The organism is Nonomuraea angiospora, from assembly GCF_014873145.1.
Lineage (GTDB): Bacteria > Actinomycetota > Actinomycetes > Streptosporangiales > Streptosporangiaceae > Nonomuraea > Nonomuraea angiospora.
The window spans coordinates 10,570,658-10,583,505 of sequence record NZ_JADBEK010000001.1; the positions used below are offsets into that span (position 1 = coordinate 10,570,658).

Sequence of the window (12,848 nt, forward strand, 5' to 3'; positions counted from 1 at the left end):
CCGCACCGGCGACGACGTTGGCGGTGCCGGGCGCGATGGCGGCGCTTCAGCGGACGAGCAGGTGGACGAGGGCGATCCCGCCGACGGCCACGATCAGGAAGCGTAGCGTCGCCGGGCTGAAGCGCCGGCCCGCCTCGGCGCCGAGCCGGCCACCGAGGGCGGAGCCGGTCGCGATGAGCGCGACGGCCGTCCAGTCGTAGTCCGCGACGAACAGGAAGAGGAGCGCGGCGGCCGCGTTGACCACGGCGACCAGGACGTTCTTGGCGGCGTTGAGCCGCTGGGGCGTCTCGTCGAGGAGCATGCCCATGAGGGCCATGTAGATGATCCCCTGGGCGGCGGCGAAGTAGCCGCCGTAGACGCCGGCGAGCAGCAGCCCGGCGAAGAGCCCGCGACCGGACGTCTCGCGGCGGCGGTGGCTAAGGAGCTTGGTGATGCGGGGCTGCAGGACGACCAGGACGAGGGCCAGGGCCACCAGGACGGGGACGATCCGTTCGAACGCCGTGGCCGGCAGGGTCAGCAGCAGCACGGCGCCGCACAGGCCGCCGAGCAGGGCGGCGACGCTCAGCCTCAGCAGGCGCCGGGACTGGCCGCGAAGCTCCCTGCGGTAGCCGATGGCGCCGCTGATGGAGCCGGGGATCAGGCCGAGCGCGTTGGTGACCGTGGCGGTGACGGGCGGCAGGCCGATGGCGAGCAGCACGGGGAAGGTGATGAGGGTGCCGGAGCCGACGACGGTGTTGAGGGCGCCGGCGCCGATGCTCGTCGCGAAGACGGCGAGCATCTCCCAGGGGGTCACGACGCCTCCGCGGGGGAGGCGCTGCTCATGGCCGGCGGGGTCGGCGTCATGCGGCCGACGTTAGGCGGGAAAAGCTTCGACGCCCGGCGAAGTGTCGGCGCCCACGCCGTGACGAGGAGCGACGGTCACCTATGCCCGCGGTCCCGGTCGAAGCGGCCGGAGAGGGCGGGGAGCAGGCCGCGGGGCAGGAAGAGCACGACCAGGATGAGGACGAGCGCGTACACGGCGTACGACAGCACGCCGGGCGCGTACGACGGCATCCCCGGCAGCGCGGCCAAGCTGTTCAGCCCCTGCACGAGCAGCGTGATCGCGGTCGCGCCGACCACGGCGCCCCAGATCGTGCCCAGCCCGCCGACCACGGCCATCACGATGTACTGGATCGAGATGAGCACGGGGAACGAGCCCGGCGCCACGTACCCCGTGTAGAAGCAGTAGATCCCGCCCGCGAGCCCCGCGAACGCCGCCGACAGCGCGAACACCACCAGCTTGTACCGCCCGACGGGGATCCCCGAGGACGCGGCGGCGGTCTCGCTGGTGGCCAGCGCGCGCAGGGCGCGGCCCGGCCGCGAGGTGATCACGTTCCGGGTCACCAGCATCACCAGCGCCAGCCCGATCCAGGTCAGGTACGCGTACGCGGACGCGCCGCCCGCCTCGAACGACCCGACCGAGAACTGCGGGATGGCCTGCAGCCCGATGTCCCCGCCGGTGACCTCCAGCTGCCCGGCCAGCGAGAGCAGGATGAGCTGCATGGCCAGCGTCGCGAACGCCAGGTGGTGCCCGCGCAGCCGCAGCAGCGGCACGCCGATCACCAGCGCCGACGCGGCCGCCACCACCGGAGCGGCGACCAGCCCGGCCAGCGGTGGCACGCCGTGCAGGGACAGCAGCGCGGCGGTGTAGGCGCCGACGGCGTAGAAGGCGCCCTGGCCCAGCGACACCTGCCCGGCGTAGCCCATCAGCAGCGACACCCCGACGGTGACCATCGCGGCCAGCCCGAGCAGGATGTACACGGCCAGCGCGCTGTCGTCGAGCACGGCGGGCAGCGCCAGCGTCACGGCCGCGACCGCCGGCCCGGCCACCCGGCGGATCATGCCGGTTCCTGCGAGATGGCCGAGCGCCGGCTCGCCTGTACGATCATGACGACGATCATGAGACCCAGCGCCACCTCCAGCTGGTGCGATCCGTAGCCGTACCCGGCGGCCATGGTCTCGGCCACGCCCAGCAGCAGCGCTCCGGCCAGCGTGATCACGGGCCGGGTGAGCGCGCCGAAGACGGCCGCGGCGAAGGCGTTCACGATGAGCGTGACGTCGGTGTCGAACGAGATCGGCCGCAGCGGCGTCACCAGCACCCCGGCGATCCCGCCGAGCAGCCCGCCCAGCGCGAACGCCAGCAGCCCCATCAGCCGCGTGTCGATCCCGACCACGCGGGCGGCGTACGGGTTGGAGGCGCACGCCGTCAGCGCCTTGCCCAGGTAGGTGCGCCCGAAGAAGAGCGCCAGCAGCACGAACGCGGCCGCCGTCACGCCGATGACCAGCAGGTGCTGCGTCTGGACGCGCGCGCCCGCCAGCGTCACCGAGCCGGCCAGGCCGGGCGCCGAACGCGGCTGGTCGCCCCACAGGACGATCTCGACGGCGTACGCGAGCACGCCCACGCCGAGCGTCACGATCAGGGACGACAGCGGCGTGGTGCCCCGCCGGCCGATGGCGGCCAGGCCGGTCAGCAGCCCCGCCAGCGCCGCGACCAGGATGGCGGCCAGCTCGCTCAGCCCGTGCGGGAACCCCAGCCCGAGCAGCGACGACGCGCACAGCCCGGCCACGACCGCGAACGTGCCCTGCGCGAAGTTCACCACGCCCGTGACGCGGTGGATCACGACCAGGCCGCTGGCGATGAGCGCGATCGCGCATCCGACCGCGAGCCCGTTCAGCAGGTACGTGAGGAAGGCGCTCATGTGATCGCCCCGCCCAGGTACGCGCTGGCCACCCGAGGGTCGCCGGCCAGCTCCGCGCACTCGCCCTCGGTCACCACCCGCCCGGACTCCAGCACGTACGCCCGCCCGCACAGGTCGAACGCCAGCCGCGCGTTCTGCTCGATGAGCAGCACGGTCAGCCCCTGCTCCCGGTTCAGCTCGGCGAGGTGGGCGGCCAGGCCGGCGGTCACGTTCGGGGCCAGGCCCAGGGAGAGCTCGTCCACGACGAGCGCCTCGGGCCGCGACATCAGGGCGCGCCCGAACGCCACCATCTGCTGCTCGCCCCCCGACAGCACCCCGGCCCGCCGCCCGGCCAGCTCCGCCAGCCGGGGCAGCAGCTCGTACACCGAGGAGGGGTCCCGCAGGCCCGACCGCCACCCGCCCAGGGCCAGGTTGTCGGCGACCGACAGGTCAGGGAAGAGCTGGCGGCCCTCCGGGATGAGGGCCAGCCTGCCCCCGATCCGCACCGTGCCCGAGGCGGGCCGCAGCAGCTCGGCGAGGGTGTTGGCCAGCGTGGACTTGCCCGCGCCGTTCGGGCCGAGCAGGGCGACCATCTCGCCCCGCCCCACGGTGAGCGTGACGTGGTCGAGCGCGGTCGCGGTGCCGTACGAGACGACCAGGTCCTTGACGTCGATCATGCGCTCTGCCCGAGGTAGGCGGCGAGCACCAGCGGGTCGGCCCGCACCTCGGCGGGCGGGCCGTCGGCGATGACCCGGCCCAGGTCGAGCACCACCACGCGGTCGGCCAGCCGGGTCACGAACGCGACGTCGTGCTCGACCAGCAGGATCGTCAGCCCGTCCGCGCGCAGCTCCTCCACCAGCGCCGCGAGCCGCTCGCGCTCCTGACCGCGCAGCCCCGAGGCGGGCTCGTCGAGCAGCAGCAGCCGGGGCCGGGCGCACAGGGCGCGGGCGAGCTGGAGCGCCCGCTGCTGCCCGATGGGCAGCAGGTCGGCGGGCCGGTCCGCCCACTCGGCCAGCCCCACGCGGCTCAGCACGGCCTCCGCCTCGGCGGTGATCTCGCGCTCGTCGCGCCGGTGCCGCGGCAGCCGCAGCGCCGCCGACACGAACCCCGCACCGGTACGGCCGTGCATCCCGACCATGACGTTCTCCCTGACCGTCATGCCGCGGAACACCCTGGCCGCCTGGAACACGATCGACATGCCGAGCCTGGCCCGCCGGTGCGGCGCGAGCCGCTCCACCCGGTGCCCGCGGAAGGAGATCTGGCCGTGGTCGGCCTCCAGATGCCCGGTGATGAGGTTGAACAGCGTGGACTTGCCCGCCCCGTTCGGCCCGATGACGCCGCAGACCTCGCCGTCCGCGACGGCCAGGGACACGTCGCGGACGGCGTAGACGCCCCCGAAGGAGCGCGAGAGCCCGGTGACCGTCAGCACCGGCTACCCCGCGCCGACGGTCTTGGCGAGCTGCTCCTTGGCCCAGTCGGTGGGAACGAACTTCCCGTTCTGCACCGTGTTGACCGAGATGAACTCGGGGGAGAGGCCGGAGTGGTCGGTGGGGGAGTAGCGGAAGCGGCCGTTGGGCGTGACCAGGTCCATGGTCTCCAGTGCCTGCTGGACCTTGGCCTGGTCGGTGCTGTTCGCCTTCTTGATCGCCTCGAAGAGCAGCAGGCTCGCACTGTAGCCGTCCTGCGCGAACTGCGGCGGTGGATAGCCGTGTTTCTGCTGGTACGGCTTGGCCATCTGCTCGATGACCTGCTTCTGCTTGCCGTCGGGCAGATATTCGCCGACGACGCCGATGGCGCTCTGCACCGTCATGCCCTCGGCCGCGCCGCCCATCGGCTCCAGCCACAGCTTGCTGGCCTGCGAGGCGGTCAGGAACAGCGGCGTCTTGAGCCCCGAGGCCACGTACTGCTTGGCCGCCGTCACGCCGGGCGCGCCCGAGCCCCAGAACACCAGCGCCTCGGCGGCGGAGTCGCGCACGTGGGTGAAGAGCGGGCTGAAGTCCGAGGTGGTCGTCTCGTACGGCTCGTCCACGGCGACCTTCACCCCGTACTTCGGCGCGAGCGCGATCATCGACTTGTGGCCGGAGACCGAATAGGCGCTCTTGGAGTCCCAGGCCACGGCGATCGTCTTGATGCCCTTGGCCTGGAGGTACTGCAGGTAGCGCTCGGCGTACATGCTGGACAGGGCGGGGGTGACGAAGATGTACGACTTGATCGGCTCGACCTGCTCCTGCGCCGGGGCCAGCGACAGGTACGGCATCTTGTCGCGCTGCGCGAGCGGCTCGACCGCCAGCGCCGAGTTGGAGAACACCGGGCCGATCAGCACGTCGATGTCGCCCTTGATCTGGTTGTAGGCCACGATGCCCTGGTCGGGGGCGGTCTTGTCGTCGCGCGTGACCAGCTCCACCTTGCGGCCGAGCAGGCCGCCCTGCGCGTTGACCTGCTCGACGGCCAGCTCGACGGCCTTCTTGTCCTCGCTGCCCAGCGGCGTGTAGTTGCCGGTGAGGGAGACGATGAGGCCGACCTTGATCGGGTCTTGGGCGCCGCCGCCGGAATCACCGCCGCAGGCGGTCGCGGCCAACGCGAGACAAACCAGAGACGGGAGCAGCCTGCGCATCAGGACCCTCCAAGCCGTGCTTATGGCCTCCACTCCGTGGAGGCGGCTCGGTCGCCGGGGAGCCGTCGCCTTCCCTCGTCACTCCGGTCGCTGCGCTCCCTGCGTTCCTCAGTCCAGGCGACGGCGCTCCCTCACGTGGCCCTGAATGTAGGCAGATATATTACGGCTGTCAATAGAATGCCCAAGATGCGGGGAGGGCTGAGATGCGGCCTCAGTCGGTGATTCTGACGTTCCTCGGCGATCACGTGTACGGCCGCGGGATCTGCGTGTCCTCGGGCAGCTTCATCGAGGCGTTCGCCAAGGTCGGGATCTCGGAGGAGGCGACGCGTTCGACGCTGACCCGGATGGTCCGCCGCGACCTGCTGCGCCGCCAGCGCTCGGGCCGCCGCATGTACTTCGGGCTCACCCCGACGAGCACCGAGGTGCTCAAGGACGGCGAGCGGCGCATCTGGCACAGCGGCGTCGTCAACGACGCGGACGAGGACCGCTGGACGCTGATCGGCTTCTCGCTGCCCGAGTCCTGGCAGCGGCAGCGGCACGAGCTGCGCTCGCGGCTGGTCTGGGCCGGGTTCGGGCCGCTGCAGAACGGCCTGTGGATCGCTCCCGGCGACGTGGACGCCGCGCGCGTGATCGAGGACCTCGGCGCGAACGTGAAGGTCTTCGCCGCCGAACCCCGGCACCCCACCGACATGCAGGCGCTGGTCGGGGACGCCTACGACCTGTCGGGCCTGGGCGAGCGCTACCGGGAGTTCCTGCGCCGCTGGGACCGGGCCGACCCGGCGCCGGACGCGCCCGACGACCTGGCGCGCTCGCTGACGCTGCTGACCGACTGGCTGCAGGTCATCAGGGCCGATCCGCGGCTACCGCTGCGCTACCTGCCGCACGACTGGCCGGCGGAGAAGGCCCAGCGGGTCTGCCACGCGCTGCACGAGCGGTTCAGGCCGGAGGCGGGGCGGATCGCGGAGCGGCTCCTCGACGTCGTCCCGGATGAAACTTGGGCAGAACGGTGACAGCGATCGCCCAGTGGCCTAACTTGATGGCTTGAGCGTCAAGGAGCGCCGATGCGGAATCAGGGGATTGGCTCATGGCCCGCACGCCGGGCCCGCATGACGCCCGGACGGGTGGCGGTGACGTACCGGGGACATGACCGCACGTACCGTGAGTTGAGCGAGCGGACGTACCGGCTGGCCTCGGCGCTCGGCGTGGGCCGCGGCGAGCGGGTCGCCTTCCTCGGCGTCAACCAGCCCGCGATGGTGGAGACGTTCTTCGCGGCGGGGCTGGTGGGGGCCGTGTTCGTGCCGCTCAACGCCCGGCTGGCGCGGCCGGAGCTGCGCTTCATCCTGGAGGACGCGCAGGCGTCGGTCCTCGTGCTGGGCGAGGAGCAGGACGGCGAGGGGCTGCCGGGGCGGCACGTCAGGGCCGCCGAGTACGAGGCGCTGCTCGCCTCCGGCTCGCCCGAGCCGATCGACGAGCCGGTGCGCCCGGACGACGTGTGCCTGATCATGTACACGTCGGGGACCACGGGCCGCCCCAAGGGGGCCATGCTCACCCACGCCAACCTGACCTGGAACACCTTCAACCTGCTGGTCGACGTGCCGCTCGCGCACGACGAGGTCACGCTGGTCAGCGCGCCGCTGTTCCACATCGCGGCGCTGGCCCAGACGCTGGTGCCGACCGTGCTCAAGGGCGGCCGGGTCATCCTGGAGCCCTCCTTCGACGTGGACCGGACGTTCGACCTGATCGAGGCGGAGCGGGTGACGGTGATGTTCGGGGTGCCGTCGATGTTCGGCTTCCTGACGCGGTCGCCGCGCTGGGCGGGGGCGGACCTGTCGAGCCTGCGGCACCTGCTGTGCGGGGGCGCGCCGGTGCCCGAGCCGCTGATCCGGGTCTATCAGGAGCGGGGGCTGACGTTCCTGCAGGGGTACGGCATGACCGAGACGGCGCCCGGCGCCCTCTTCCTCGGGGCCGAGCACTCGATCGACAAGGCGGGCTCGGCCGGCGTGCCGTGCTTCTTCTCCGACGTGCGGCTGGTCGCGCCCGACGGCTCCCCGGCGGGTCCCGGCGAGCCGGGCGAGGTGTACGTACAGGGGCCCAACGTCATGACCGGCTACTGGCGGCGGCCGGAGGAGACCGCGAAGGTGCTGTCGGCGGACGGCTGGTTCCGCTCGGGCGACGTCGGCGTCGCCGACGAGGACGGCTACGTGCGCATCTCCGACCGCCTCAAGGACGTGATCATCTCCGGCGGCGAGAACATCTACCCGGCCGAGGTGGAGAGCGTGCTGTTCGGGCACGACGCGGTCGCCGAGTGCGCGGTGATCGGCGTGCCGGACGACAAGTGGGGCGAGGTGGGCAAGGCGCTGGTCGTGCCGGCCCAGGACGCCGCGATCGAGCCCGAGGAGCTGCTGGCGTACCTGGACGGCCGCCTGGCCCGCTTCAAAATCCCGAAATATCTGGAATTCGTCCCTGAATTGCCGAAGAACGCAGCGGGCAAGCTGCTCAAAGCCAACCTCAGACAGCTCTACGGGCACGACCTCGACGACCAGAGGAGATGATCTGCGAATGCGCACCTCGCCGCCGTTCCGCGCGGACCACGTCGGCAGCCTGCTCCGCCCGCCCGCGCTGCTCCGCGCCCGCGAGACCCTCATGGGTGACGCGCTGCGGGAGGCCGAGGACGAGGCCATCAGAGAGGTGGTACGCCGCCAGGAGGAGATCGGGCTGCAGAGCGCCACCGACGGCGAGTTCCGGCGGGCCTCGTGGCACATGGACTTCATCTACCGGCTCGGCGGCATCGGCCAGGCCACCGACGAGCACATCACGGTGCGCTTCCACAACGAGCAGGGGGACATCGAGTTCACCCCGGCGGCGCTGCGCGTGCACGAGCGGATCCGGCTGAACGAGCCGATCTTCGCCGACGACTTCGCCTTCCTGCGCGACACCGCCACCAAGGTCGTGCCCAAGCTGACGATCCCCTCGCCGAGCATGGTCCACTACCGGGGCGGGCCGGCGGCCATCGACCCCGGGGTCTACCCGGACGTGGAGGAGTTCTGGCGCGACCTGAGCGCGGCCTACGCCGAGCAGGTGCGCAGGATCGGCGCGCTCGGATGCACGTACCTGCAGTTCGACGACACCAGCCTGGCCTACCTGAACGACCCGGCCCAGCGGGCGGAGCTGAGCTCGCGCGGCGACGACGCCGAGCACATGCACCTGCGCTACATCAGGCAGATCAACGCCGCCCTGGCCGCCAAGCCCGCCGGGATGACGATCACCACCCACATGTGCCGGGGGAACTTCCGCTCCTCCTGGGCCGCCTCGGGCGGCTACGACTTCGTGGCGGAGGCGCTGTTCAGCGAGCTGAAGGTGGACGGGTTCTTCCTGGAGTTCGACGACGAGCGGTCCGGGGGCTTCGAGCCGCTGCGCTTCGTGCCGCCGGGGAAGATGGTGGTGCTGGGGCTGGTCACGACCAAGCGGGGCGAGCTGGAGTCGAAGGACACGCTCAAGCGGCGGATCGACGAGGCCGCCAAGTTCGTCGACCTCGACCAGATCTGCCTGTCGCCGCAGTGCGGGTTCTCCTCGACGGTCGAGGGCAACCAGCTCACGGCCGACGAGCAGTTCGCCAAGCTCCGCCTGATCGTCGAGACGGCCCAGGAGGTCTGGGGCTAGCCCCCGCCCGCCCGCCGCGCCCGCCGCGCCCGCCCCCAGCGGTGCTTCACCCGTGGGGGCGGAACGTGACGACCGAGCCCGTGAGGCGGGCCTGCTCGGCGGCCCACACCACGCGGTGGGTCATGAGGCTCTCGAACGCGTCCGAGCGCAGCGGCGACGGATCGCCCGAGGCGACGGCGGCGAGGAAGGCGTCCACCAGGCCCTCGTCCCCGCCGCCGTGCCCGTCCGCCGCCGAGGGCCCCTCCGAAGCTTCCGGCGCGCCCGCGTCGGCGGCGGTCGTGTCGACGACCTCCTCCTCGCCCGTGCGGAAGTCCACCACGCGCAGCGTGCGGCCGTCGCCGTCGACGTAGCCGTGGGTGCCGAACAGCCGCGTCCGCCGGTGCTCCATCGGTGTGAACGCGCTCATCGTGAACGAGCACGTCGCCCCGTCGTCGAACTCCATCACCACCTCCTGGTGATCGACCACGTCGTTGTCGCACGCGTACACGCACCGCCCGTACGGCCCCACCCGGAGCGCCTCCAGCACGGCCTCCGGCGTGCGCCCGGGCGTGACGGCCGACAGCGGCCAGAACTCGCTCTCCGGGTCCCCGAGGCACCCGAGGTACAGCCGCGGCGCCGAGTACGGGCAGGACGCCTCCAGGAGGCAGTCCACGCACCGGTCCGCGGCCGACGCGGGGCGGTCCTCGGCGCGGAAGTGGGACAGGGAGCCGAACGACGACACCCGCGCGGGCGGCCGGCCGAAGAGGTGCACGAGCCAGTCGATGTCGTGGCACGCCTTGGCCAGGAGCATCGGCGCCGAGGTGTCCTGGCGGCGCCAGTGGCCGCGGACGAAGGAGTGCGCCTGGTGCCACCACCCCACCGGTTCGAGGTGCTGGACGCTGATCAGCCGCCCGATCCGGCCCGAGTCGAGCAGGTCCCGCACGGCCCGCGTGTAGGGCGTGTACCGCAGCACGTGGCACACGGCCAGCATGATCCCGTTGCGCCGGGCGGCCTCGGCGATCCGCGCCGCCTCACCCTCGTTCGGCGCCATCGGCTTCTCCAGGAGAATGTGGTAACCGAGGTCCGCCAGCGCCACCGCGGGGTCGGTGTGCAGCTGGTCCTGCGTGGCGATGACGGCCGCGTCGGCCAGCCGGTCCGCCGCCGCCAGCTCCTTCCAGCCGGGGAACGCCGCCCCGGCCGGGACGCCGAACTCCGCCGCGAACGCGGCGCGGCGCCGCGGGTCGGGCTCCGCGACCGCCACCACCCGTCCCGCGCCCGTGGCGTGCGCGTGGCGGGCGTAGGTCAGCCCTCGCAGGCCGCCGCCGACGACGGCTAGAGTCACCTCAGTCATGGAACCTTCCCGACGAAATATCATGGAGACCATCATTATTCGGAGTCGGCTGACTGACGGCAAGGGGTGTCCATGGGCGAGGATCTGAGCGGCGGCGACCTGTCACGGCTCAGGCAGCTCAACGCGCTCGCCGTGATCAAGGCGCTGCAGGGCAGGCCCTCGCTCACGCTCACCGAGGTCGCCAAGCGCACCGGCCTGTCGCGCGCCTCCGCCGAGGACGTGGTCCGCGAGCTGCTGCAGAAGGGCTGGGTCGCGGAGGCGGGCGCCACCGCGGGCGGCGTGGGCCGCCCGGCCAGGCGCTACCGCTTCAGGGCGGACGCGGGGCGGGTGCTCGGCGTCGACATCGGCGGCCACAAGATCCGCGCCGTCGTCGCCGACCTCGACGGGAACGTCGGCGAGCGGGCCTCCGTCCCGGTGACGCCGGAGATGGGCAGGCCGGAGCGGCTGGAGGCGGTGGACGCCGCGGTGGCCGCATGCCTGGAGGGCGCCGGCCTGGCCGCGGGCGACGTCTGGGCCGCGGGCGTCGGCACGACGGGCCTGGTGGACGGCTCCGGCCGGGTGATGCTGTCGGAGGCACTGCCCGAGTGGACCGGCGTCGACCTGGCCGCCCACGTGCGCCGGCTGGTCCCCGGCCCCGTCCTGGTCGAGAACGACAGCAAGCTCGCCGCCAGGGCCGAGTGCTGGCGCGGCGTGGCCCGCTACGCCAAGGACATGGTGTTCCTGCTGGCCGGGCTCCGCACCGGCGCCGGCCTGGTCATCGACGGCAAGGTGCACCGGGGCTTCGCCAACGCCTCCGGCGAGGTCGGCGCGCTGCCCGCGCTCGGCTGGATCCGCGCCCAGGAGCACCTCAAGGCCGCCAGCGGCGAGGCGGGCGACGTGTTCGCGGCGGCCAGGGCGGGCGAGCGGGCGGCCGTCACGGCCGTGCGCCGCTACGTCAGGGACCTGGCGCTCGGTGTGTCCGCCCTGGTCCTGGCGCTCGACCCGCAGATGGTCGTGGTCGGCGGCGGCTACTCGCGCTCGGCCGACGTGCTCATCGAGCCGCTCAAGCGCGAGCTGGACCGCTGGTGCATCCGCACGCCGGAGGTCCTCATGTCCGCGCTGGGCGACGAGGCCGTGGTGCTCGGCGCCGTACGGATCGCGCTCGACGACGTCGAGGACCGCCTGCTCGACGGCCGCACCCCGCTCGTGAGCCATCTGTGACAAAGCAAAGCCTTGAAGAAAATTTCACTGGACTCCATCATTACTCCCACGTTCTAGGAGAGGACACGGGAGATGTGGAAGTCGGCACGGAGCGGTGCTGCGCTCCTTTGCGCGGCGTTGCTGGCCTCCGCGTGCGCGGGCGGTGAGCAGGCGGGCACGGGCGCGCGGTCGCAGGAGAAGGTGACGCTGTCGTACGGCGTCTGGGACGCCACCCAGCAGGCGGTCATGCAGGAGCTGGCCGCCGAGTTCACCAAGACGCACCCCAACATCGCCGTCGACGTCCAGGTCACGCCCTGGGCCGACTACTGGACCAAGCTCAAGGCGGCGGTGACCGGCGGCGCGGCCCCCGACGTCTTCTGGATGAACGGCCCCAACTTCCAGCTCTACGCCTCCAACGGCGTCATCAAGCCCATCGAGGAGCAGGTCGACACCTCCGTCTACCCCAAGTCCCTGGTCGGCCTCTACACCTACGACGGCAAGCTGTACGGCCTGCCGAAGGACATGGACACCATCGGCGTCTGGTACAACAAGACGCTCTTCGACGCCGCCAAGGTGAAATATCCGGCAGCCGACTGGACCTGGGCCGACTTCAAGGCCGCCGCCGCCAAGCTCACCGACGCCAAGAAGGGCGTTCACGCGATCGGCGCGCAGCTCACGAGCTTCCAGGAGTACCAGTACAACACCATCTACCAGGCCGGCGGCCATGTGATCTCGCCCGACGGCCGGAAGTCCGGCTACGACGACCCCAAGACCATCGAGGGCCTGCGGTTCTGGACCGACCTGATCGCCGCCGGCCAGTCGCCCGACCTCAAGACCATGACCGACACCGCCCCGATCCAGCTCTTCGAGGCCGGCAAGCTGGCGATGTACTGGGGCGGCTCCTGGGACGTGGCCGAGTTCACCAAGAACGACTACACCAAGGACAAGGTGGACGTGGCCCCGCTCCCCAAGGGCGAGAAGCAGGCCACGATCATCCACGGCGTCGCCAACGTCATGTCGGCCAAGACCGAGCATCCGGCCGAGGCGTGGGAGTTCGTCAAGTTCCTCGGCTCCAAGCCGGCCGCCGATCTGCTGGGCAAGAAGGGGCCGATCCCGGCGTACAACGGCACGCAGAGCGCGTGGGCGGCCGCCCATCCCGAGCTGAAGCTGCAGGTCTTCCTGGATGCCGTCTCCTACGCGGTGCCGTACCCCGTCTCCAAGAACACCGCCGCCTGGCAGGAGGCCGAGCTGACCCACCTCACCAAGGCGTGGACCGGCGAGGTGCCGATCGAGAAGGCGGCCGCGGACCTCGCGGCCGGGATGAACGAGCTGCTGGCCAAGGAGTGAC

Annotated in this window: 12 protein-coding genes; 5 read left to right on the forward strand and 7 right to left on the reverse strand. The window is 71.9% G+C overall.

Annotation, left to right across the window (positions count from 1 at the left end; genetic code table 11):
- Positions 1–46 precede the first annotated feature (46 nt).
- From H4W80_RS48740 to H4W80_RS48765, 6 genes are all read right to left on the reverse strand, one after another.
- Entirely contained in the window at positions 47–793 is a 747-nt protein-coding gene (locus tag H4W80_RS48740) for a sulfite exporter TauE/SafE family protein (RefSeq protein ID WP_192791286.1), read from the reverse strand.
- 125 nt (positions 794–918) lie between these two features.
- Complete coding sequence (locus H4W80_RS48745; RefSeq protein ID WP_192791287.1) at positions 919–1,881, reverse strand: branched-chain amino acid ABC transporter permease; 963 nt, start codon at positions 1,879–1,881, stop codon at positions 919–921.
- Positions 1,878–2,738: a branched-chain amino acid ABC transporter permease gene (locus H4W80_RS48750; RefSeq protein WP_192791288.1), complete on the reverse strand. Its 861-nt coding sequence runs from the start codon at positions 2,736–2,738 to the stop codon at positions 1,878–1,880. The genes H4W80_RS48745 and H4W80_RS48750 overlap by 4 nt, the downstream gene beginning before the upstream one ends.
- Positions 2,735–3,394 carry an ABC transporter ATP-binding protein gene (locus H4W80_RS48755; protein ID WP_192791289.1) on the reverse strand — a complete coding sequence of 220 codons (660 nt, stop codon included), beginning with the start codon at positions 3,392–3,394 and terminating at the stop codon, positions 2,735–2,737. Before H4W80_RS48755 ends, H4W80_RS48750 begins: the two co-directional genes overlap by 4 nt.
- Positions 3,391–4,146 carry an ABC transporter ATP-binding protein gene (locus H4W80_RS48760; protein ID WP_192791290.1) on the reverse strand — a complete coding sequence of 252 codons (756 nt, stop codon included), beginning with the start codon at positions 4,144–4,146 and terminating at the stop codon, positions 3,391–3,393. The genes H4W80_RS48755 and H4W80_RS48760 overlap by 4 nt, the downstream gene beginning before the upstream one ends.
- A 3-nt stretch (positions 4,147–4,149) precedes the next feature.
- The gene (locus tag H4W80_RS48765) at positions 4,150–5,331 is read right to left on the reverse strand and encodes an ABC transporter substrate-binding protein (protein WP_192791291.1); all 1,182 of its coding nucleotides are present in this window, start codon (positions 5,329–5,331) and stop codon (positions 4,150–4,152) included.
- A 203-nt stretch (positions 5,332–5,534) separates the two neighbouring features.
- On the opposite strand from H4W80_RS48765, the gene H4W80_RS48770 reads away from it, so the two are divergent.
- The 3 genes from H4W80_RS48770 to H4W80_RS48780 all read left to right on the forward strand — a co-directional run bounded on the left by H4W80_RS48770 (position 5,535) and on the right by H4W80_RS48780 (position 8,991).
- Positions 5,535–6,341, forward strand: coding sequence for a PaaX family transcriptional regulator (locus H4W80_RS48770; protein WP_192791292.1), 807 nt, complete (start codon positions 5,535–5,537; stop codon positions 6,339–6,341).
- Positions 6,342–6,437: 96 nt separating this feature from the next.
- Positions 6,438–7,883, forward strand: coding sequence for an acyl-CoA synthetase (locus H4W80_RS48775; RefSeq protein ID WP_225964082.1), 1,446 nt, complete (start codon positions 6,438–6,440; stop codon positions 7,881–7,883).
- 7 nt (positions 7,884–7,890) lie between these two features.
- Positions 7,891–8,991, forward strand: a complete 1,101-nt coding sequence (locus H4W80_RS48780) for a 5-methyltetrahydropteroyltriglutamate--homocysteine S-methyltransferase (protein WP_225964083.1) — start codon at positions 7,891–7,893, stop codon at positions 8,989–8,991.
- Positions 8,992–9,037: 46 nt separating this feature from the next.
- Here H4W80_RS48780 and H4W80_RS48785 read toward each other — a convergent pair whose 3' ends face one another.
- Entirely contained in the window at positions 9,038–10,321 is a 1,284-nt protein-coding gene (locus tag H4W80_RS48785; protein ID WP_192791294.1) for a Gfo/Idh/MocA family protein, read from the reverse strand.
- Positions 10,322–10,393: 72 nt separating this feature from the next.
- Between H4W80_RS48785 and H4W80_RS48790 the strand changes: the two genes are divergently transcribed.
- Positions 10,394–11,521, forward strand: a complete 1,128-nt coding sequence (locus tag H4W80_RS48790; RefSeq protein WP_192791295.1) for an ROK family transcriptional regulator — start codon at positions 10,394–10,396, stop codon at positions 11,519–11,521.
- Positions 11,522–11,593: 72 nt separating this feature from the next.
- Positions 11,594–12,847, forward strand: a complete 1,254-nt coding sequence (locus H4W80_RS48795) for an ABC transporter substrate-binding protein (RefSeq protein WP_192791296.1) — start codon at positions 11,594–11,596, stop codon at positions 12,845–12,847.
- The last annotated feature ends 1 nt before the right edge of the window (position 12,848 follow it).

What these genes read in the sequence shown, in the direction of transcription:
- H4W80_RS48745 (WP_192791287.1), bottom strand. Translation starts at nt 1,881, where the DNA reads ATGATCCGCCGGGTGGCCGGGCCGGCGGTCGCGGCCGTGACGCTGGCG.
- H4W80_RS48750 (WP_192791288.1), bottom strand. Translation starts at nt 2,738, where the DNA reads ATGAGCGCCTTCCTCACGTACCTGCTGAACGGGCTCGCGGTCGGATGC.
- H4W80_RS48785 (WP_192791294.1), bottom strand. Translation starts at nt 10,321, where the DNA reads ATGACTGAGGTGACTCTAGCCGTCGTCGGCGGCGGCCTGCGAGGGCTG.
- H4W80_RS48780 (WP_225964083.1), top strand. Translation starts at nt 7,891, where the DNA reads ATGCGCACCTCGCCGCCGTTCCGCGCGGACCACGTCGGCAGCCTGCTC.
- H4W80_RS48770 (WP_192791292.1), top strand. Translation starts at nt 5,535, where the DNA reads ATGCGGCCTCAGTCGGTGATTCTGACGTTCCTCGGCGATCACGTGTAC.
- H4W80_RS48765 (WP_192791291.1), bottom strand. Translation starts at nt 5,331, where the DNA reads ATGCGCAGGCTGCTCCCGTCTCTGGTTTGTCTCGCGTTGGCCGCGACC.
- H4W80_RS48790 (WP_192791295.1), top strand. Translation starts at nt 10,394, where the DNA reads ATGGGCGAGGATCTGAGCGGCGGCGACCTGTCACGGCTCAGGCAGCTC.
- H4W80_RS48775 (WP_225964082.1), top strand. Translation starts at nt 6,438, where the DNA reads ATGACGCCCGGACGGGTGGCGGTGACGTACCGGGGACATGACCGCACG.
- H4W80_RS48795 (WP_192791296.1), top strand. Translation starts at nt 11,594, where the DNA reads ATGTGGAAGTCGGCACGGAGCGGTGCTGCGCTCCTTTGCGCGGCGTTG.
- H4W80_RS48755 (WP_192791289.1), bottom strand. Translation starts at nt 3,394, where the DNA reads ATGATCGACGTCAAGGACCTGGTCGTCTCGTACGGCACCGCGACCGCG.